This is a genomic window from Steroidobacter cummioxidans, from assembly GCF_003104955.1.
Map to the genome: position 1 here is coordinate 42,931 of NZ_LSRW01000041.1, position 20,633 is coordinate 63,563.

General features: G+C 57.1%; 16 protein-coding genes and 2 pseudogenes. 10 read left to right on the top strand and 8 right to left on the bottom strand.

Annotated features, from left to right (window positions below; translation table 11 throughout):
• The first annotated feature begins 26 nt into the window (after window positions 1-26).
• Window positions 27-803, top strand: a complete 777-nt coding sequence (locus D0550_RS19660; RefSeq protein ID WP_116810900.1) for an SDR family NAD(P)-dependent oxidoreductase — start codon at window positions 27-29, stop codon at window positions 801-803.
• 6 nt (window positions 804-809) lie between these two features.
• Here D0550_RS19660 and D0550_RS19665 read toward each other — a convergent pair whose 3' ends face one another.
• A complete protein-coding gene (locus D0550_RS19665) occupies window positions 810-1,883 on the bottom strand; it encodes an NAD-dependent epimerase/dehydratase family protein (RefSeq protein WP_161965935.1) in 1,074 nt (357 codons plus the stop codon).
• Window positions 1,884-2,695: 812 nt separating this feature from the next.
• Between D0550_RS19665 and D0550_RS19670 the strand changes: the two genes are divergently transcribed.
• Complete coding sequence (locus D0550_RS19670) at window positions 2,696-3,109, top strand: nuclear transport factor 2 family protein (protein WP_206606415.1); 414 nt, start codon at window positions 2,696-2,698, stop codon at window positions 3,107-3,109.
• Window positions 3,110-3,700: 591 nt separating this feature from the next.
• Here the strand turns inward: D0550_RS19670 and D0550_RS36005 are convergent.
• From D0550_RS36005 to D0550_RS19680, 3 genes are read right to left on the bottom strand one after another with little or no spacing between them, the layout of a single operon-like run.
• Window positions 3,701-3,991 carry an integrase core domain-containing protein gene (locus tag D0550_RS36005; protein WP_241520854.1) on the bottom strand — a complete coding sequence of 97 codons (291 nt, stop codon included), beginning with the start codon at window positions 3,989-3,991 and terminating at the stop codon, window positions 3,701-3,703.
• A 20-nt stretch (window positions 3,992-4,011) separates the two neighbouring features.
• Window positions 4,012-4,512 (bottom strand): hypothetical protein, encoded by a 501-nt coding sequence (locus tag D0550_RS36010; protein ID WP_241520855.1) that lies wholly within the window; start codon window positions 4,510-4,512, stop codon window positions 4,012-4,014.
• On the bottom strand, window positions 4,509-4,811 hold the full coding sequence (locus D0550_RS19680; RefSeq protein ID WP_206606417.1) for a transposase: 303 nt from the start codon (window positions 4,809-4,811) through the stop codon (window positions 4,509-4,511). The genes D0550_RS36010 and D0550_RS19680 overlap by 4 nt, the downstream gene beginning before the upstream one ends.
• Window positions 4,812-4,847: 36 nt before the next feature.
• Between D0550_RS19680 and D0550_RS19685 the strand changes: the two are divergent.
• From D0550_RS19685 to D0550_RS19695, 3 genes and pseudogenes are all read left to right on the top strand, one after another.
• Window positions 4,848-5,646, top strand: a pseudogene (locus D0550_RS19685) (IS110 family transposase).
• Window positions 5,647-5,941: 295 nt separating this feature from the next.
• Complete coding sequence (locus tag D0550_RS19690) at window positions 5,942-7,267, top strand: protoporphyrinogen/coproporphyrinogen oxidase (protein ID WP_116810904.1); 1,326 nt, start codon at window positions 5,942-5,944, stop codon at window positions 7,265-7,267.
• Between the two features lie 301 nt (window positions 7,268-7,568).
• Window positions 7,569-8,537 carry a glycosyltransferase family 2 protein gene (locus tag D0550_RS19695; protein ID WP_116810905.1) on the top strand — a complete coding sequence of 323 codons (969 nt, stop codon included), beginning with the start codon at window positions 7,569-7,571 and terminating at the stop codon, window positions 8,535-8,537.
• A gap of 272 nt (window positions 8,538-8,809) precedes the next feature.
• Here D0550_RS19695 and D0550_RS36890 read toward each other — a convergent pair whose 3' ends face one another.
• A complete protein-coding gene (locus D0550_RS36890) occupies window positions 8,810-8,974 on the bottom strand; it encodes an integrase core domain-containing protein (protein ID WP_349770726.1) in 165 nt (54 codons plus the stop codon).
• Window positions 8,971-9,381 (bottom strand): DDE-type integrase/transposase/recombinase, encoded by a 411-nt coding sequence (locus D0550_RS36015; RefSeq protein WP_241520856.1) that lies wholly within the window; start codon window positions 9,379-9,381, stop codon window positions 8,971-8,973. The genes D0550_RS36890 and D0550_RS36015 overlap by 4 nt, the downstream gene beginning before the upstream one ends.
• Window positions 9,382-9,492: 111 nt before the next feature.
• Between D0550_RS36015 and D0550_RS19705 the strand changes: the two genes are divergently transcribed.
• The 3 genes and pseudogenes from D0550_RS19705 (at window position 9,493) to tnpC (ending at window position 11,915) form a co-directional block, all read left to right on the top strand.
• Complete coding sequence (locus D0550_RS19705) at window positions 9,493-9,933, top strand: transposase (protein ID WP_116810906.1); 441 nt, start codon at window positions 9,493-9,495, stop codon at window positions 9,931-9,933.
• Window positions 9,930-10,280, top strand: a complete 351-nt coding sequence (gene tnpB, locus D0550_RS19710; RefSeq protein WP_116810907.1) for an IS66 family insertion sequence element accessory protein TnpB — start codon at window positions 9,930-9,932, stop codon at window positions 10,278-10,280. Before D0550_RS19705 ends, tnpB begins: the two co-directional genes overlap by 4 nt.
• 61 nt (window positions 10,281-10,341) lie before the next feature.
• Window positions 10,342-11,915, top strand: a pseudogene (gene tnpC / locus D0550_RS19715) (IS66 family transposase).
• Window positions 11,916-12,181: 266 nt separating this feature from the next.
• On the opposite strand, the gene D0550_RS19725 reads toward tnpC, so the two are convergent.
• On the bottom strand, window positions 12,182-12,502 hold the full coding sequence (locus D0550_RS19725; RefSeq protein ID WP_116810908.1) for a DUF1153 domain-containing protein: 321 nt from the start codon (window positions 12,500-12,502) through the stop codon (window positions 12,182-12,184).
• 777 nt (window positions 12,503-13,279) lie between these two features.
• On the opposite strand from D0550_RS19725, the gene D0550_RS19730 reads away from it, so the two are divergent.
• Together D0550_RS19730 and D0550_RS19735 are read left to right on the top strand one after the other, a co-directional pair.
• Window positions 13,280-14,485: a nucleotide disphospho-sugar-binding domain-containing protein gene (locus tag D0550_RS19730; RefSeq protein WP_116810909.1), complete on the top strand. Its 1,206-nt coding sequence runs from the start codon at window positions 13,280-13,282 to the stop codon at window positions 14,483-14,485.
• 780 nt (window positions 14,486-15,265) lie between these two features.
• Entirely contained in the window at window positions 15,266-18,589 is a 3,324-nt protein-coding gene (locus D0550_RS19735; RefSeq protein ID WP_116810910.1) for a family 78 glycoside hydrolase catalytic domain, read from the top strand.
• Window positions 18,590-18,927: 338 nt separating this feature from the next.
• On the opposite strand, the gene D0550_RS19740 is transcribed toward D0550_RS19735, so the two are convergent.
• Window positions 18,928-20,358: a glycoside hydrolase family protein gene (locus D0550_RS19740; RefSeq protein WP_153067238.1), complete on the bottom strand. Its 1,431-nt coding sequence runs from the start codon at window positions 20,356-20,358 to the stop codon at window positions 18,928-18,930.
• Between the last annotated feature and the right edge of the window lie 275 nt (window positions 20,359-20,633).

A 20,633-nucleotide genomic window follows, 5' to 3' on the forward strand; every position in this document is an offset into this window, starting at 1 on the left:
GCCCAAACAAACCAAGGTGGTCGTTCATGCTCTCCGGAAAATCAATCGCAGTCACCGGCGGCGCTCAAGGCATCGGCAAGGCGACCGCGCTCGTTTGTGCAAGGTTCGGTGCGAACGTGGCGGTATGCGATATCAACGCAGCCCTGGCCCGTACAGTCAGCGATACGATCAATTCCTCAGGCGGCCGGTCGATTGCCGTGGAGATGGATGTTAGTCGTCGCAGCGACTGCCATCGCATGGTCAGTAGCACGCTGGAGGCGTACGGTCGACTGGATGGGCTCGTGTGCGGCGGGATGCGGCGTGCCTACCAGCCCGCGGAGGACTTCTCCGAGGAAGCTTGGGATATGGTCGTGGGTCAGGGGCTGACTGGGTATTTCCGCTGCGCACAGGAATCGGCTCGACCGATGTTGCAGCAGGGTTCAGGCGCGATCGTTTTCATCACCTCCATCGCTAGCCACAATGCCGTGGATGGGGGCGCCGCCTATTGCTCTGTGAAGGCTGGCGTCGCGGGTCTCACTCGACAACTGGGCGTCGAGTGGGCCCGACGGGGGGTGCGAACCAACGCCGTCGCGCCCGGGTTCACCACCACCGACGGGGCCTTGCGCCAAATGAGTCCCGAGGAAGCGCAAGCGCTCATTCCCATGGGCCGTCCCGCAACAGCCGATGAGATCGGCAACGTGTGCGCCTTTCTGCTCTCCGACCTCGCCAGTCATGTGACAGGACAGGAAATCGTTGTCGACGGCGGCTACACCGCTTGCAAGAACTTCACCGCAGGATCAATACGCTCCCAGCCGTCCCGCTGACTCGCTTCACTCCAAATATGCATCGATCATCCGCCGAAATCCGCTTGCGGGATCCACCGTAGCACGCCAGCCGAGCGCCGTAAGTCGGGTTGTATCAGGTAGAAGTTCCGAGGAGATGCCGTTTGCCTGCGATGCCGATGGCGTCGTCTGGCGGCGCACGACTGACAGTCTCTTCTCCGGATATAGATTCACGAGCAGCTGGGCCAGCTCGTACACAGACAGTTCGCCCGCGGAGTTCGCGACGTTGTAGGGAACAGCAGGCTCGCCCTTCAGCAGTACCGTAAAGAATCCAGCGATCGCGTCGCTCACATAGCAGAAGGCACGACGTGGGGAGCCGTCGCTATTCATGACGATGTTCTCACCTCGTACTACATTGAAGGAAAAATCGGCGAACACCCGGCCATCATCCTCCTGAAGTCCCGGCCCGTAGGTGTGAAACGGGCGGACGATATAGGTGGGCAGTTTGTACTGGTGATACCAAGCTGCGCAGAATGCTTCGCCAAATCGCTTTCCCTCTGCGTAGCAGGCCCGAATGTCTGTTGGATTTAGAAAGCCATAAGACTCTTCATGCAACGCACTGCTGCGGGGCACGTCGCCGTAGACCTCACAGCTGCTGACAAACAGTAGGCCACGCGGGTCCGAACTTTCTCTCAAACCTTCCAGCAGTGCGGCAGTACCCACGGCGTTTGGCAGCAGCGTGCCGACAGGATCGCTGCCATAGAAGCGCGGGCTGGCCTGACTGGCCGCGTGGATCACATAGTTAGAGTTCGCAACTTCGACTTTCGTGATAGCACTCAGATCTGCCTCGCGCAGCTGGAGATCCGGATCGTCCAGTACGTCAATCAGGCTCGCGCGAGCCTTCGCCGCATTCCGGACCAGAACCGTTACCCGAACCGGCTGATCCAGTACTCTGGATGAATTCAATGCGAGCAGCGTCCTGACCAGGTACCCACCCAAGAAACCTCCGCCACCCGTGATGAAGAAGCTGGTGCCAGAGAGCTTCTGCCATGGGAGGTCTCGCGCAATGACCGCAGTGCCGTCCTCCTGTCGGGTGATTCGCATCCTTTCGACTGGGATCATTATTGCCTCTCGAAGAGTTACCTTCATCCACACTGATGACGAGTTCGCAACAGGAGTCTACTTTCTCCACTGTCGCAGGCGAGCCGGTGCTAGCGACAGTGACAGTGTCAGAGAACAGCGCAACTAGCCGCAGTCGACTTTCACCCCAAGTACAAGGCTGTATGCCCACTCCGCGTTCTCTATCAACGACGCGCAGCAATCGTGACTCACTCATGTCAGTCATTGAATCATGTGCGAAGGTCCCGCATTGACCGCAGATCAAATGAAAGCTCGACCCGGCGGCTAGGCTGTCATTGACTAGTCTTTATAACCGGCGGCAATGCTCAAGCATGGAGCACCGGCGTTAACTGAGCACATTCATGCGGAGTGGCTCGATGACTGCCTTTTGCATGAGACCACCGCGAACTAGTCACAAAGTAGACCAGAGATAGCCACTGACGCTTGCCCCTCAATCGATTTCTGGATCATGGATGCACATATCCCCAGGGGCCAAATTGCCTCATCAGGCGGTAGTATCACGTACCCTGGCGAAATTCGCTGACGGCCTCGCTCCGTGGAACTCACAGTTTCGCTCCAGAGAGCGGAATCGCTGGATCCTCGCTTTCAAGTGGCGGGCTCGGCAGTTCGCACCGCCAGGTGTCACGGGCTACTGACCGACGCTCGCGGTCGTGCAAACTTTAGACGCTCCTAAAGCTCTCTATTCACCCACATTCAAACCACGTATGAACAAATCCCTATTCAGTCGTCGTTACTTTTTGACTCGGACTGCATCGAACTCGCTCACAATTGCAGCAGCAAGTGCAACGAGCGCAATGCTCATTACACCCGCTCATGCCACACCTGCCAAGTCGGCTGCCAACCTCAGTCAGAACGCTACACCTCGACAGGTCGCCGAGTCCTATTGGCGCGCGGAAGCCGAACGAAACGTCCAAAAGGTGGGACAGCACTATCACGCCGACGCTATTTTCATGCCCCCGGGAGAACGCCTCGTTGGCTGGGATAGCATCAGCAAATGGTATGAAGCCACATATCGCCAGTTCCAAGGCGTCAAGGTTGAAATCGTCCACGAGATCGTTCAAGGAAATGAGGCATCGTTTGAATGGCAGGCCACCCTGACCGATGCGGCCGGCAAGGTATATAGGCCGATTGGCGTCAACATTGTGCGCGTCGAGGCGGGAAAGTTTCGCGAAGTTCGCGCTTACTTCGATCCGAGGATTCTCGGCTGAGCGTGAGCATCCAATCCTGGCCCGGCTTCCTCCGAGCCGGGCACAGTGAGATATGATGCCTGCCTTGAGGACTTAGTAGCTTCGCACATAGATACAAAGCGACACTACGATTGACGCACACCGGCTCACACAACCGAACGTCAATGCACATTCAATAACAGCCGGATACTTGCGAGCGCTCGTCGTGACCCTCTGTGCAAGCCTGAGCCTTACCTCGAGTCCCACCACGGAGCAACGGTTCGACTACGCGGATGGCGTAGTAAGGAATGGATCTACCGCCCCCGTTACCTTCTTCCCATCTCAGTTACCCTGAGATCGGCCAGCCAGTGATTCCTGCCCCCAGTCGTCCATGATCCGAGGGGTGTTGTCACCGGGTCTGGTCGGCGGCTCATGATCGCTGATAGGGGCCGATCCGGAGTTACTCCGAGGTCGCTCGTAACATGGATGCCGAGATCAGTCGCCTTGTGTCGCTGGCCGAGCGGACTCAACTTAGGAGTGTGCCTGACTGATCTCGATCAGCATGAAGCCATCCAAGTCTTCGTCGGCATCGACGTGGGCAAGGGTGTAATGACCCAGTGGTTCCTGCTCAGGTCATGCTGCTAATTTGAACGCCTCGGTGGGTGTTCTCATGTCCAATGCCTGGTGTGGCCGCTGGTTGTTGTAGAAGCTGATCCAGTCGCTGATGACTCGGCTCGCGTGCTGTAGCGTCTCGAAGCGATGACGATGCACGCATTGGTCCTTCAGCGTGCGGATCACGCGTTCGACCATGCCGTTCTGCTCCGGTGAGTGCGGCGTGATGAACTCCTGTCGAAGCCCATAGCCGCGCACCAACGCGGTATAGCTGCGGCTCGTGAAGACGAGGCCATTATCCGAGCGAAGCAAGAACGGTGCGGGTACGCGCCCTAGCGCGCCAAAGCGCGCGAGCAGCGCTTGCTCGAGCGCTGCCTCTGCCGTCCGCGATCGGCCGCTCCGAGATAGATGCCATCTCGGGTGCAGCAGTCGATAACCAGAGCGAGAACCGCCCAGCCATCGCGACCGCTCCAGACGCGGCACAGATCCGTCGCCCAGCGCTCGTTCGGCGCACTTGCCACCGACGGCAGCGCTCGAACTCGTGGCCGGAAGCCGACGGGGCGCTTGCGCACCTGCCAATGCATCAGCTGGAAAACGCGCTGCACTGTGTTCTTGTTGACCTTCAGCAGATACGCCACTGTGCGATAGCCGAACGATGGGTTCTCCTCGATCATCTGCTTGATCGGCCGCGCGAATCGCTCCTGCACCGCCGGTGGCTTCTTCGTCGCCTTGTAGTACACGGTGCGACGAGGAATGCCGAACCAGCGGCACAGCTGGCTGATCGAAACGGTGTAGCCATCATCGTTGAGTCCCTGGCGGATCGTTTCGATCACTTCTCGTCCTCGCCCAGCAGGGACTGCAATTTTTTTCGGGCACGCAGTTCCAGCATCGCCTCGCCATAGGCTTCCTGCAGGTCCTTCAGTTGCCGCTCATACTGCTCGCGAAGATCCTGCGGATTGGCGCGCAACGCGTTCTCTATCCCGCGCTTGCCATCGTCGACCCACTTCTCGATCTCTGAGGGTGGCAGGTCGTGAGCTCGGCTGGCTTCAGCGACTGTCGTCTTGCCTTGAATGATTTCCAGCACCAGCGCGCTCTTACGGCGCGCCGTCCAGCGTTTAATCTCGTCGTCCATCAATGTACTCAAGTGTCTCTCCAGATAGATTAACACCTGAGCAGGTTTTCACTGGGTCATTACAAGGGCGCGCATCATGCCGTCGCATTGAACCGTGCTGGCAAACGCCTGCTCGACAGCGCCCTGCCGAACGATGAAGCCAAGCTGCGAGCGCTGATCGCCAAGTTCAAAGAGCATGGCGCAATCTTGCTCGTCATCGACCAACCTACCACCGTCGGTGCGCTGCCCGTCGCTGTCGCTCGCGATGAAGGCGCGCTCGTCGCCTATCTGCCGGGACTAGCGATGCGATGCATCGCTGATCTGCATGCCGGTGAGGCCAAGACCGATGCACGCGATGCCCCATCGCAGAAGGCGCAGCCTGCCGCACACGCTTCGTTCGCTGAAGATTGCTGATCAGGACGTCGCCGAGCTGACGATGCTGTGCGGCTTCGATGATGATCTCGCCAGTCAGATCACGCAAACCAGCAATCGCATCGTGGCCTGCTCACGCAGATCCATCCGGCACTGGAGCGCGCCGTCGGTCCACATCTGGATCATCCCGCGATGCTCGACCTGTGCGCCGGTCACGCGACGCTCTGGATCGTCGATCCGTGGCGAGCAACCCTCTCGACGGGGAAACAAACAACTGAAGCGCGCGCTATTCCTGTCGGCGTTCGCGGCACTGCGAGACCCCATCTCGAGGGCCTACTACGCTCGTAAGATCAGTCAAGGAAAGCGTCACAATCAGGCCCTCATCGCACTCGCGCGCAGGCGCTGCGATGTGCTCTTCGCCATGCTTCGCGACGGCACTTTTTACTGCCCGCCGACCACCGAAACTCCATTGACAACGACATAGGCCCCCCCCTGGATCCATCAGATACAGCAACGCTGCAAACAAATCGCTCCCGACTGACGATACTGTTCCGATAGCTCAGCATCTATCCGACCAGTGTCAGATGTGGAGTATTTGAGAAGGTCGAGTCAGCTGGTCCGATGACCGCGGCGTTCACTGGAGACGCACGCTGCTCGTTAAGTTATGTCGGGGTAGTGTGCCACCAGACACATCACGATCCTAATTGCTCCTTCTGCACTCTTCGTGTAGTACTACGCCGCCAACATAGTCACCCCATCGCTGTTTCTGAGAGGATGTCATGGAAGAAGTCCCTTTCGTCGTACTTGGAGCTGGAATGGCAGGCCTTGGCGCCTCATACGCCTTGGATTCCGCTGGCGTATCGTTCTCCTGCTACGATAAGAACAATTATGTTGGCGGCCACTCACGAACATTGCGTTACGACAATGGCTTCATCTTTGACGAGGGCGGACACATTTCCTTTACCAAGAACCCCCATGTTCAACAGGTATTAGCTGAGAACGTGCGTGGCGCCTTCGTGGAGAACCGGCTTACTATCGATAACTATTGGCAAGGACTTCGGTTACCACATCCTATACAGAACAATCTTCGCCATTTGCCACCTGAACTCATCGTACAAATAATTTCGGATTACAAAACTCTTGACGCCTGTGGAACTGCATCTGGCAATGGCGCACCTGCTCATCAAACATATGCAGACTGGCTACATCTGGCATATGGCCCAACATTTGCAAAGACTTTCCCAATGGCCTATGGAAAGAAGTACCACACAACTGACATGGATAATCTGACGACAGATTGGATCGGGCCCCGCATGTACCGCCCTACCATCCAGGAACTCGTTCGATCCGCGCTTCCTGGCACGGCCCCTATTCCAAACTATATTGACCACTTTAGATATCCGTCGACCGGCGGCTTCTTGAGTTACCTTGAACCGTTTGAAAGCCAATTCCGTATTCAATTAAATAAACGGTTGACCCAACTCGATCCCGTGGCAAAAGCTATAGAGTTTGCAGACGGTGAGACGATTTCGTATGGCTCCGTTATCTCCTCCATTCCTTTGCCAGAACTGATTTCTCTCATGAAGGGCGTCCCGGGTGATGTACTCGCCGCCTCCCAGAGACTTGCCTTCAGTACGGTATGGCTGGTAAATCTCGGCGTGGGCCGCGCAGACTTCTCTGACGCGATGGTCACATACTTCTACGATGAAGACGTTATCTTCTCTAGAATTAATCTACCGCACCTATTCTCGAGCAAAAATGCACCGGTCGGCTGTGGAACAATTCAAGCTGAGATATATTTTTCCGAAAAGTATAAGCCGTTTGCCAGCTCTCCTCAGAATCTAATCGAGCGGACGATCGAGGACTTGAGACGCTGCGGGTTTCTGCGCGCGGATGACCGAATACTTCTCGCGGACGCCGCCATGAGCCGATACGCCAATGTGATCTACGATTTCGATCGTATGGCTGCCCTGCGCGTCGTGCATGGCTACCTCCGTGACGCGGAGGTTCGGTGTTGCGGCCGATTCGGAAACTGGGATCACGCATGGACGGATCAGGCTTTCGTGAGTGGTGAAGAAGCTGCAAGGGCGGCCTTAGGTGATTGATCTGAAACGGGACCTAGCGCCATGCCACTAGGTCGCTTAAGACCACATCAAGATCACGCTGTACATCCTCGGAGCAGACCTGACGATGGGCCAGTGGCGTCACCAGCACCTAAACTACCGGTGCGTACACCGCTATCGCAGTGGAGCCTCCCCCGAAAGGCTATGCAACGCCTCTCGGTCGTTGCTTCCACTGCATGCAGTGCTCCGCCAATCGGGAATAGTTCCGTCCCTCCCAGCATCGCGCACATCTCGATCTTAACGCGAGAAGCTCCCTGCCCCCTCTCAAACGAGGCGATATTCCATGACGCAACAACCTTCCTGCAAGCTATCTATATGTATCGCGACGTTCAATCGATCGAGTTTCCTCGGAGCGACACTCGATAGAGTTATCTCTCAGGCAACCAGCGACTGCGAGATAATAATTTCAGATAATGCATCGACCGATAACACCGAAGAATTGATCGCAGCGTACGCTCGCCGTTTCGACCGTCTGCACTACTTTCGACAGGAAACCAATAGGGGACTTGACCGAAATTTCGACCGTGCCGTTGAGCTTGCCAGCGGCGAGTATTGCTGGCTAATGTCGGATGATGACTGGCTGAAGCCAAACGCCATAACACGAGTCCTCGAGGCTTTGTCTATGGACTTAAGCCTACTCATCGTAAACATGGAACTCAGGGATTTCAGTATGTCTAAGGTCATTCGCCCCCGCTGGATCAACTTTGACTCCGACCGCCGCTATGAACGGGGAGAAATGGATCGATTGTTCGTGGAGCTGGACTACACCCTGTGGAATATCGGGAATGTCATCGTGAAACGAAGCATGTGGATCGCCCGCGACAGGGAACGATACTACGGATCCTGGTTCGTCCACGTTGGCGTGATCTTTCAGGATCATCTTCCGGGGGAAGCCCTAGTCATTGCGGAGCCATTGATCAACTACCGCCTCGGCAACACGCAATCGGCTTCGTCGATGTGGACGGAACTCTTCCTTCACAAGTGGCCATCACTTGTGGACTCGCTGGCACTATCTACCTCAGCTAAAGCAACGCTTAAAACAATGAGACCTTGGAAAAACGTGCCCACGCTACTATGGCTACGCGGCAAACAGGGCTATTCTTTGGTTCAGTATAAGCTGTGGATCCGCCCGCGATTGACAACCAGCGCCGCAGGGCTTATTCCTGTTCTCGTCGCCTTGCTTCCTCGCACCTTGGCAAACGCCCTTTTCCGAGCGGCAATTGCGCTCCGGTTAAAGCCATTATTGTCTTGACTCGAGAAGCCGTGTTGGAATCGAGAGTTCCGACTCTAGTCACATTTTCTCTGACGTCAATGAGCGGTAACGAGGACCACGAATAGCGTGCTCAGGTCGCGTACTATGCCGATCGAAAGGCATATTGTGGAGCGCGAGGATTCCCTGCTACAGCTCACTCTTGACTGGAACAAAGCCCATGCCTGGCCATTTGCGCTGCTTCCCAAGTCGCCGCAGCGTCAGCTGCGTCGGTCTTGTTAGTCTTTGTAATGACCCAGCGATTCCTGCTCAGGTCATGCTGCTAATTTGAATGCCTCAGAGGGTGTCTTCATTCCCGGCAACTGATGAGGTCTGCCGTTGTTGTAGAAGTTGATCCAGTCTCCGATGACTCGACTGGCGTGCTGCAAGGTCTCAAAGCGATGACGATGCACGCATTGCTCCTTCAGTGTACGGATCACGCGTTCGACGATGCCGTTCTGCTCCGGTGAGTGCGGCGTGATGAACTCCTGGCGGAGCCCGTAGCCCGCACCAGCGCGGTGTAGCTGCGGCTGGTGAAGACCAGGCCATTGTCCGAGCGAAGCAAGAACGGTGTTGGTACGCGCCCCAGCGTGCCGAAGCGCGCGATCAGTGCTTGCTCGAGCGCCGCTTCGGCCGTTCGCGATCGGCCGCTCCGAGATAGATGCCATCCCAGCAGCTCTCGGGTGCAGCAGTCGATGACCAGGGCCAGCACTGCCCAACCGTCGCGGCCACTCCAGACGCGACACAAGTCCGTTGCCCAGCGTTCGTTGGGCACGCTCGCCACCGACGGCAGAGCTCGAACGCGCGGCCGGAAGCCGACGGGCCGCTTACGTACCTGCCAATGCATCAGCTGGAAAACCCTTTGAACGATAGGCGTCCGGTGCCGGCACCCTATCTAATCGTCAACTAAGCTTGAGCTTCAAGGCGACACCCTTTCAGGTGTCCACGTGAGGCTCAGATGGACACTTCGGCCAAGAGTGGTCCGGGCGATTCAAGCGTCGAGGGTACATCTCGGCGGATGCGCACGCTCGAGGAGAGGCTAGCGATCATCGAGGAAGCCAGCCGGCCGAACGCGTCGGTCGCTTTGGTCGCACGCAATCACGGCGTGAACGCGAAACAGGTGTTCGGATGGCTGCGCCTGCATCGCAGTGGTCTGCTGGAGAGTCTGCGGCACGGCAAGCCGGTGCCGCTGCTACCCGTGAAGATCGCGACGCCGACATTTACCCCGACCGAACGAGTAGTTCCGTCCGGCCGAGGCAAGCGTCGCCGAGCGCGCACCGCTGACAACACTGCGGAATCGATGCTCGAGCTCGTGTTGCCCGATGGCGTGCGCGTCCGCTTGTATGGTGCTCAGCGCCTGGTGCTCGATCGCATCCTCAACCAGTTGCCGTTGCGATGATCGCGCTGCCGGCCGGCGTAAAGGTGTGGCTGGTCGCTGGCGCCACCGATATGCGCAAAGGCTTCGACGGACTGGCGGCATTGGTCCAGATGCAGCTGACCGAAGATCCCTTCTCAGGTCAGCTGTTCGTCTTTCGCGGTCGTGCCGGCGATCGCGTGAAGATCCTGTGGTGGAGTGGTGATGGGATGTGTTTGTTTGCGAAGCGCCTGGAACGCGGCCGCTTCGTATGGCCACAAGCCTCACACGGCAGCGTGGCGCTCACGGCCGCACAGTTATCGATGCTGCTCGCGGGGATCGATTGGCGTCGGCCTGTGAGAACGGCCGAGTCTCCGCAGCTGGCGGTGTGAAGTGGCTTGTTTATTAGGCTTTGCGTGTGGCGTAGCGCTGTGCGTATTGATATATTGGCGCATGCCTCGCGCGGACTCGCTACCGAACGATGTTGAGAGCTTGAAGAAGCTCCTATCCGCCGCGCACGATCAAGTACAACGTTTATCCGCGCAGCTCCACACCCGCGATGTATTGATCGAGAAGATGAAGCTGCAACTGACGCAGCTGAAGCGGATGAAATTCGGCCGCTCCTCCGAACAACTCGATGCGCAGATCGCCCAGCTGGAGTTGAGCTTGGAAGAGCTGGAAGCGAACGCCGCCGAGAAGCCGAATGCTGCAGCGGTCACACCCGCCAGCGCTCCCGGCAAGCCCACGCGCCAAGCATTACCCGCAGACCTGCCGCGCGAGTCTCATCGCCACGAGCCCAACACCGGTACGTGCAACTGCCCACAGTGTGGTGGCTCGCTGCGTGCGATCGGCGAAGACGTCTCCGAAGTCCTGGAGTACGTCCCGGAGCATTGGAAGGTGCATCGGCACGTCCGCCCCAAGTACAGCTGCACGTCCTGCGAACGTCTCGTACAAGCGAACGCGCCGGCGAGACCGATCGAGCGCGGTTACGCCGGCCCAGGCTTGCTCGCTCACGTCGTGGTCTCAAAGTATTGCGATCACCAACCGCTGTATCGGCAGAGCCAGATCTATGCGCGCTCGGGTGTTGAGCTTGATCGCTCCACGTTGGCTGAGTGGGTCGGCACGCTGAGTCACCTGTCATTGCGCCATTAACTGACGCGCTCGGCCGCTATGTGATGGCTGCGAACAAGCTACATGCGGATGACACGCCGATCCCCGTGCTGGCGCCGGGCACCGGAAAGACGAAGACCGGACGACTATGGACTTACGTTCGCGATGATCAGCCTGCCGGCAGCACGGACCCGCCGGCCGTGCTGTTCCGATACTCGCCCGATCGCAAAGCTGAGCGGCCGCGGGTGCATCTCGAAGACTTCCGCGGGACCTTGCAGGCCGACGGCTATGCGGGCTTCCAGGGGTTGTACGATCGGTCGCACGAACCGTTGCTGGAAGCCGCGTGCTGGGCGCACGCACGACGCAAGTTCTTCGAGATCCATGCGGCCACCGACTCACCGGTCGCGCTCGAAGCGCTGGAGCGTATCGGCGTGCTCTACAAGATCGAAGCAGAGATCCGCGGAAGATCGCCCGAAGAACGACGAGCCGTTCGTCAGGCGCGCGCGCTCCCGAAACTAGAAGAGCTGCACGCTTGGCTGCATGCCACTGTCCGTCAGGCCTCTCGCAAATCTGCGATTGCCGGCGCTATTGGCTATACGCTGTCACGATGGAATGCGCTCACACGTTACTGCCAGGATGGGCGCATTGAGATCAACAACAACGCCGCTGAGCGCGCGTTGCGTACTGTCGCCTTGGGAAGAAAGAACTACCTCTTTGCAGGCTCCGACGCGGGTGGCGAGCGGGCTGCGGCCTTCTACAGCTTGATCGGCAGCGCCAAGCTCAATGGCTTGAATCCGGAAGCTTACCTGCGCGAGGTCTTCGCGCGCATCGCCGAGCATCCGATCAATCGAATCGAAGAACTGCTGCCTTGGAACATTGCCCGCGAGGTCGCCGGCAAGGTCAAAGCGGCAGAATAAGCAACAAACAAAAGGTGCCTTCAGCAGACGCTTACTTTGAACGGTGTTCTTGTTGAACTTCAGCAGGTACGCGACCGTGCGATAGCCGAAGGAGGGATTCTCCTCGATCATCTGCTTGATCGGCCGAGCGAAGCGCTCCTGCACCACCGGCGGCTTCTTCGTTGCCTTGTAGTAGACGCTGCGGCGAGGAACGCCGAACCAGCGGCACAGCTGACTGATCGAAACGGTGTAGCCATCATCGTGGAGTCCCTAGCGGATCGTTCCGATCACTTCTCGCTCTCGCCCAGCAGGGACTGCAAAANTTTTTTTTCGGGGCACGCAGTTTCCAGCATCGCCTCGCCATAGGCTTCCTGCAGGTCCTTCAGTTGCCGCTCATACTGTTCGCGAAGATCCTGCGGGTTGGCGCGCAGTGCGTTCTCCATCCCGCGCTTGCCATCCTCGACCCACTTCTCGACCTCAGAAGGTGGTAGGTCGTAGGCTCGGCTCGCCTCAGCGATCGTCGTCTTGCCTTGGATGATCTCCAGAACCAGCGCGCTCTTACGGCGCGCTGTCCAGCGTTTGATCTCATCGTCCATCAATGTGCTCAAGTGTCTCTCCCGATAGATTAACACCTGAGCAGGTTTTCACTGGGTCATTACAGGCAGGCTCAGGCGGATCGACTCTGGACATCGGCGGACCACTCCTGGCGCCCGGCGGCGCCTGAAAAAGCGCTCCGCCAGGTGGTCCCCACTAGGAAATCGGGTGATCCCGAACTCAGAAAATCAGGTGGTCCCCAACCCAGGAAATCGGATGGGTCTCAACGGAGGAAATCGTGCATTCACATAGATACTTTGGAAGGTAAGAACAGAATTAATCCACTAGCTGACATCCTAACTTGGAATTGCTCGATCATCGGATTTCCGAGCCTGCAGCGATATCATCATTCAACGCAAGCATCTTGCACGTCGAGTATGGCACTCTCAAATCTCTAAACTCTCAACAGACATCTATGCGCTCTTTCGCCGGATCTTCTTGCGACAGTAACTATCTATTGTAGGTATAAATCAGTCGATTCTTCGAGAACACGACACCTCCTTATCTGGATCTGGCCACCACGCGGAGCGAGCATATGAAAGCATTGATGCTAGCTGATGATCCTGGCGCTGGCGTTGACGAACAAGAACCATCTGCGACCAAGAATCTTTTCTGTGAACACTGGAGACCCGCTCGAGGCTCAATCTCTCAGAAGTGGGGGACCCATCCTGCGGTGACACGTCGTCGCGCCCACCTTCAGCCCTTATCATTCTGCGGCACGCGCTAAGCCGCATCCCGGCGCCCTACGAACTCTTGCTCACACTGGACCCGCACACAGACCCGAGGAAATCATGAAGAACCGTCACATCGCCATCTGTACGCTTTTGACTAATGCTCACTTGTATCCTGTTCTTGGCCTGTGTTCAGAACTAGTCAGGCGAGGCTATCGTGTGACCTTCGTCACGAACGATCGCTACGCGCCTGAGGTAAAGCTGGCAGGAGCAGAGCTCGTTCTCATCAAAGATGTGAAGGTAGAAAATACCGAGTCGTTCTTTACGCCGTCGGAATTCTACGATCAGCACTTTTATACCTTTTGGGCATCTGTCGTTGGCCCACTACTCCTCCTTATCGCAGCAAGCGCATTACCTCGAATGGAAAACTTCTATAAAGACAACCCCCCGGATTTGGTCTTGTATGATCGCGCATGTTTTGCGGGGCGAATGCTAGCTGTTCGTATTGGATGTCCCGCCATTCAACTTAGCCCTCACTTTGCTCCCTATGCCGATACATTTATTCGCGAGAACGGGATCTTCTTGAATCCCTCCCCAATTCCTGCGTTCTCGCAGGTGCTCGATTCATTCTTGCAAGCATATGGCATCAGGAGCAGCAACAACCTTACGCATGCGGAAGACCTGAACATATTTTTTATCCCTCGTGAGTTTCAGACACATGGGGACTCATTCGATGATCGGTTTTGCTTCGTCGGTCCATGCCTCACTAGACCTATCCGCTCGGAGTGGAAGAACCATAGTGCGGGGAGACGGATCGCAATCATCTCAGGATCGCAAGCTGACGATGGCGCAACTTACTTTAGAGCTATGATCGATGCTTTCTCCGGATCTGACTTTTTTGTTATCCTGTCTCCTGGAGCAAGTGTTTCGGATGAATTGCTCGGCTCGCTTCCAGATAACTTTGAATTAAACAGGCACGCGTTCAACTTTCAGATTTTGCCACACGCAGCAATAGCGATATCTCAGGGAGGCACGGGCACCGTCATGGAATCTCTGTATTACGGCGTACCATTGCTCGTTATTCCTAGAATGCCAGTTCACGCAGAGACGGCCTACCGCCTAGCCGAACTCCGCTTAGGTGGCTATCTCCCAGAGAGAATGATGTCCGTTGATACCATAAGGGAAAAGGTAGCTGAGTTGTTGGGCGATTCAGCGCTCGCCAGTAGAATTGCCCATATGAAGCAAATCATCAGGAGCAGCGGCGGAGCAGAAACGGCGGCAAACCGCATAGAGCAATTTCTTGATGCCCCGCCCCGCCCCTCCTGACTGCCGCGCCCGGCCGAGCGGGGCCACAGTATGACCCGGTTGCCCTCAGTCATCCATGACGCCGGTCGCACCCATTCATACTCCCTCTCTCTCGACAGCACATGATAGGCGGCGATTGCCAGTTTTCTGGCCGCCGCTACGGCAGAAGAATTTTCTTAGTCCATTTCGCCCACAGATGGGCAGGCAGAGCGCACGAGGCGACAACTACGTACTCGCCTGCTCAGCATCTCCTCGATGTCTGACTACGTATACGGTCTACCCACCTCCTCGTGCTCCCGGCACTGTTTGCCCTGAATTGGCGCACCGTACTCGGACAGCGCGTCGACAGGGATCATCGGCATGCGTAGCTTATCGTGCAGACTACGGACGCTATGGAGCCTGCACATGCAACTAAGAAACATTATCTAGAGCCGCGGTCACTTCCCGCGATGACGCGGCGATTGAATTGCTCCTGCCCGACTGTCTCAGTATAAACGACTGCAAGGTACTGACGACGAATCAGTTCGCTGTTCGATAGGAGACCGCTTCCTCCTCACGCGAGTTATGACCTTTGAGCACATAAATCTGACATTCCCATCCAGTACGCAGCCGACGGCAAGCAGAGCCTGCTGGCAATGCACGGCATTGACCGCTCGATGAACCGCTGCTTTTCCCGGACGTTCGAGCGGAGCTTGGGAATCACCAGCCGGCCAATTCTTGGCATGAGGTCACTCGCGCCCAAGAACCAATCTAACAAGATCCCTATGCATTCCAGTCAGCTGCCTTGGTGTAGAGAAATCCATGCCTGCCAAGATCGACCGGCGCGAGTTCCTGACTGCTGGCGGCGCAATGTCCGCTCTCATAAGCGTACCAGGGCGTCCATTGCTCGGATCAAGTATTCGTGTACGCGTAGCTAAGTTGAGAACGGAATACATAGATCGCCCTTTGGGCTTAGAGACTCCCAATCCTCGGCTTTCTTGGCAACTGGAATCAGACGCCCGCAATGTCCGGCAGAATGCGTATCGCGTTTTAGTGGCCAGCAGCGAGGAGGCGCTCCGGGCAGGGCACTGCGATCTTTGGGACAGCGGCAAAGTCAATTCGAGAAGGTCCTTTGGGATTCCATATCAGGGTCGTGAGCTCGCTTCTCGCCAGCGTTGCTGGTGGAGCGTGCAAGTTTGGGATGAGCACGGCGAGGCATCGCCCCCGAGCGCTCCCTCCTGGTGGGAAATGGGGCTACTCGATCCGCAGGATTGGACCGCCCAATGGCTGGCCGTTGAGAATGCGGTCGACCGGGCTGATAGGGAAGAGGGATTGCACTGGATCTGGGGTACGAGAACGCAGGATAAGACGACACGCCAGTTTCGCTTTAAGTTTCAATTGCCAGCTGCATCGCAATCCAGCGATTTCTTTGCCATCACAAACGATATAGTCCTGTTCACGCAGATTGGACGGGTCTGGCTCGATGGCGAGCGCATCGCCGGGCGAGGCGCCTGGAGTGACAATATCGACGAGGTCGGCATCAAGGAGTCCGATACGGTATTGCGCGAGTTCAAATCGCTGCGCGCCGGAGAGCATCTGATCGCGGTGGAGGTACATACAGCTGATTTAAATGTAACGACGCCTCTCAGGGTCACGCCCATGACCAAAAGCAACTTGGTGCATGGGCTAGCCGTATTCATGCGTTTCAATCTGGAGAATGGCGAGACACTCCGGATCGGCAGCCGGACGAACTGGAAAACGCGTCTCGCGCAGGCCGACGAATGGTACCAACCAGGGTATGACGACACGACGTGGGAGCTCGCCCAGACGATGCCGATTGGGCACCAGCCCTGGCCGGCACAACCCGCGATGCACTTGCGTCGAACCTTTGCGCTGAATCAGCCGGTGCGCACGGCGCGCCTCTATGCCACCGCACTGGGAGCGTACGAAGCTCGACTGAACGGCAGCCGGGTAGGCAACGCCCTTCTGACGCCGGAGATCTCGCAGTACGCTAAGCGTGTGCTGTATCAGGTCTATGACGTCACAGAACTCCTGCTGCCGGGCACGAACGTGCTCGGGTTGACGGTGGGGGACGGCTGGTATGCCAGCTTCGACGATCGCTACGCATGGGGACTTCCGCCCCGGCGCGTTCTGGCGCAGTTGGAAATAATCTTTGGGGACGGGTCACGGCGGATCTTCGCAACCGACCCGGAGTGGCGGATTGCGGAAAGCGCAATTCTGGAGTCGCAGATGCAGAGCGGCGAGCTCTACGATGCACGTCGAGAGCAGCCAGGCTGGGACACCCTCTCATTCGACGCTTCACAGTGGCACAAGGCCCGCATGGCAGAGGCTCCGCCCGGCCGATTGGTGGCCCAGGTGAGCCCGCCGATCCGAGTGACGGAGACGCTCAAGCCGAAAACGATTACCCAACCCACACCTGGCGTGTACGTGTTCGAGTTCGGGCAGAACTTTGCGGGATGGTGTCGAATTAAGGTGAAAGGAGACCGTGGAACACGCATCGAGCTCCAATCAGCGGAATGGCTGGCAGCCTCAGGCGAAGTCCAACAAACCTATTCCGACAGTGGGGTCCGCAAACAAGACGTTTTCATTCTGAAAGGCGAAGCGGCCGGGGAAATCTTCGAACCGCATTTTACCTATCGAGGGATTCGCTATGTTCAGGTGAAGGGACTGTCGGCCGCACCGACGCTTGATGAGCTTGAAGGTGTCGTCCTCCACACGGATCTCAAGATGACTGGCCGACTCCGCACCGCGTCGCCCCTCATAGAGCAAATCTGGCGCAACCACGTGTGGACGCGTCGCTCAACCTTTGTAGCGGTTCCCACGGATGCGACTCGTCGCGAACAGCGGCCTTATACCGGGTGCACTGCACTCTGCTGGGATGATGCTGCCTTCAACATGGACGTGTGTGCACTCACATCCCGGATCATGGAGAACATTCTCGATGAGCAGACTGACAGTGGCGCCTTCTCCCTCATGGCTCCGACTCCACAGAGCAACGGCGCTGAGAGCCATCTTCCGGGAAGCGCCCCTGGGTGGTGCGAGGCAGGCATCATCCTGCCCTGGACCGCTTGGCAACGATATGGAGACCTCGACGTGATCGAGCGTCACTGGACACTAATGAATCGCCACGTCCAATTCATTCTGGACCACAATCCGGACCATCTCTGGAGAAACGGGCGTAGCTGGGACTTCGGAGATATGTTCTCGCTCGGCATGATGAAGCTCGCGTTCAAGGCGCTGCCGGCCACGCCTACGGACTTGATCGCAACGGCCTACTGGGCCTACTCGGTCGATCTGCTGTCGCAAATGGCGCGCGCAATCGGGCGCATCACAGACGCGGAGCGCCTGCGCGCTCTCTTCGATCGGGTCTGTCGCGCCTTCCAGGAGGCATTCGTCCACGCTGATGGGACAGTCGGCAGTGGCAGCCAGACGAGCCATGTGCTCGCTCTGAAGTTTAATCTACTCTCTGATGGCGTCCGACAACGCGCCGCGGAGCGCCTGGCGAGCGACGTGCGCCACCGTGGCGTTTCGCTCACGACAGGAATGCTGGGAGCACGGTTCATTCTGGAGGTCCTCACCGAGACAGGCTTTGCTGACCTCGCGTATGGGCTGCTGCTCAGGACCGAGTTTCCCTCGTGGGGGTACATGGTACGCCAAGGTGCCACCACGATGTGGGAAAATTGGGATGGTACATATGAGTCGACTTCCGATGGGAGTGTCAAAGTCCTCCACTTCGAAAAGAATCACTCTGACTTTGCAAATCTATCGGGATTCTTTTTCCGTAGCATCGCGGGTATCGATGCGGGGACACCCGGGTTCGAAACGATCGTCATTCGTCCCGTGCTCGATCCTCGTGTCAAGACCGGAGGGGGCGACTACGACTCAATCATGGGCCGCATCTCAACCGATTGGTCACAAAATTCCGATGGCAGCTTTTCGCTAGACGTACGTATACCCGCTAATACTACTGCACGCATTCATCTGCCCGCGTCATTGAAGAATCGGATACAAGAAGGCCGTGGCAAGGGTGCAGGTCGGCGGGATCTGCGCCCGATCAGTCGCACCCACAATGAAGCGGTTTTCGAGGTCGGATCAGGCTCCTACACATTCCACGTTGAACGGTAAGTTCACACGCCAATCCTCACGCGCCCCGACACGGCACCTCCACCTTCACGAACAGCAACAATGTACCGACGGCGATAACGACCGCTCAAGTATCAGCATTTAGGCTCGAAGTAACTCCACCGGGGGAATCGCACGCAGCCCCATGGAACGAAACAAAGCCAATCGTCTTTGAACATTCTCGGCAAGATCACGGTCGCGGAAACCAGTCGAGCCCACGACCTTCCGCCATCAGATCGAGAATTGGACAGATGATCGAAAATTCAACATGCAGAACGCGCTAAAACCCGCACGAGCAGTGCGGGAGCCTACAATGAAAGGACTCGCGCGCGCAGAGGGCTTCATTCAAACTCTCTCCTCCCCCACCTTAACTGTTCGATCGATCCTCCCTCATTCCAGATGGCGACCTTACCGTCCCACTCGAGAGAGAATGTAAGACGCTTAACTCGCCCCATCAGCTTCATCGGCATCGCCAGAGATTGTGGATCGTAGACGCTAAGATCCACATTCAGAGACTCGATCAAAGCGTTCTTTCCGACACGGATCAGTGGTCGCCCAGCCGTCCCTTTGGTCGATACATGACGGATTTGCAAGCTTTCGATCCTGCCATTGAGCGAGAAAAAAGGCAGATCAACCTCTTCGCCAACATCAAATTCCGGGCTCGAATGCCATTGCTTTGTCGCGGCAATGGCTTCCGGAGAGATATCCCTAAAGATCCGTTCGTATAGCTCTGAGCGTGGATAAGAATGAATCAGGTCGACCGTCACATCGCTGAATATGATCGCGCCAAAATTGCCGTTCTGCCGAAAGAACATCGGACTGACCACCGCCATTCGCTCACGCGCCGTTCCGGATATATTCGAGATGACAATTCGATCCATGCGCTCGGATGACGATTCTAAGCGAACACCGTGAGACGCCCCTGCGAGAACTACGTTGTTGACAGTCACGTCTGTGATCGGTCCCGCCCCTAAATAGGGACCCAAAACGTTCTCTTTGGCGGTAGCAATATCAGTATGAAAAGACAGTCCATCATCCCAAGTGCGGAGCAAGATACCGTCAATGGTCAAGTACTGAATTGGCCCGGCGAAGTTCAACCCATCTCGATTTCCTGCGTATCGTTTTATCCATGCTTGGGCGGCCTTGAGCCCCTCACCCTCTGGAAACGGTGGCGCGCCAATATCGACAGTAACATTCCGGACCTGGATAAACTTCGCATTCGCCACCCCGATGCCAAAGGATCGAACGTTCCACAGGGTCACATTTTCCACGAACAAACGGTGCACGCCGAAGAACTGTAATCCGGACATGAAGGTCCCATCCGGTTCCTGTGCCGCCCGAAACGTAGAGAGGGGGGGACCGAGGATCGGCTGACCATCGCCGTTACCGTTCAAAAAGCAATTGCGAATGCTGATCCATCGATCAATCACCTCTCCCTTCGAACGGTGCCCATTTCGAACGATTGCGCGGCCGGAACGATCTTTGAGGTAGAGCCCACCGCCTCCGACGCACTCGATCGTGCTGTTGCTATAGATGTCCAGGCCACTTACCAATGCGGGGCCATCCACGATTAGGTGTAGTCCGCGACCTCCCTTGGCACGATCAAGCACGCGCTGCAGAACCACCGTATCGTCAGTTCCGCCTCCATTCATCAGATCGGAGTCGAGCTTCGCCCCCGCTTCAGACGCACGCACGAGCGCCGAACCTCCCCTGGCAGATTCGCTCACACCACAGGCGGATCCAGAAGACAACAACAGCAGGGTGATAGCCAAGACTGTTTCTATTCTCATGCGAGAATTCGCCCCTGAGTTCTGCAATCCGCGTAAGCACGTCTTACGGCCAATATGAGCTCTCATTCATAAGCCCCATTGCCGCCAAGCGGTGTCGTCGCACTCGACGAACCAGCGCTATGCGCGCTAGTGTGATTCGTCCTGTCTTGGATCTATCGACACTGTCGATCATCTACGGTGTAGACCGCTTCTCATTAGCCGATAGACCGGGCCACGCGAAAAATGTTGCACTGTTCACCGGCTATGCAGACCGCACA

What these genes read in the sequence shown, in the direction of transcription:
- D0550_RS19730 (WP_116810909.1), top strand. Translation starts at nt 13,280, where the DNA reads ATGAAGAACCGTCACATCGCCATCTGTACGCTTTTGACTAATGCTCAC.
- D0550_RS19690 (WP_116810904.1), top strand. Translation starts at nt 5,942, where the DNA reads ATGGAAGAAGTCCCTTTCGTCGTACTTGGAGCTGGAATGGCAGGCCTT.
- D0550_RS19680 (WP_206606417.1), bottom strand. Translation starts at nt 4,811, where the DNA reads ATGGACGACGAGATTAAACGCTGGACGGCGCGCCGTAAGAGCGCGCTG.
- tnpB (WP_116810907.1), top strand. Translation starts at nt 9,930, where the DNA reads ATGATCGCGCTGCCGGCCGGCGTAAAGGTGTGGCTGGTCGCTGGCGCC.
- D0550_RS19660 (WP_116810900.1), top strand. Translation starts at nt 27, where the DNA reads ATGCTCTCCGGAAAATCAATCGCAGTCACCGGCGGCGCTCAAGGCATC.
- D0550_RS19705 (WP_116810906.1), top strand. Translation starts at nt 9,493, where the DNA reads ATGGACACTTCGGCCAAGAGTGGTCCGGGCGATTCAAGCGTCGAGGGT.
- D0550_RS19670 (WP_206606415.1), top strand. Translation starts at nt 2,696, where the DNA reads ATGCTCATTACACCCGCTCATGCCACACCTGCCAAGTCGGCTGCCAAC.
- D0550_RS19665 (WP_161965935.1), bottom strand. Translation starts at nt 1,883, where the DNA reads ATGATCCCAGTCGAAAGGATGCGAATCACCCGACAGGAGGACGGCACT.
- D0550_RS19695 (WP_116810905.1), top strand. Translation starts at nt 7,569, where the DNA reads ATGACGCAACAACCTTCCTGCAAGCTATCTATATGTATCGCGACGTTC.
- D0550_RS36015 (WP_241520856.1), bottom strand. Translation starts at nt 9,381, where the DNA reads ATGCATTGGCAGGTACGTAAGCGGCCCGTCGGCTTCCGGCCGCGCGTT.
- D0550_RS19735 (WP_116810910.1), top strand. Translation starts at nt 15,266, where the DNA reads ATGCCTGCCAAGATCGACCGGCGCGAGTTCCTGACTGCTGGCGGCGCA.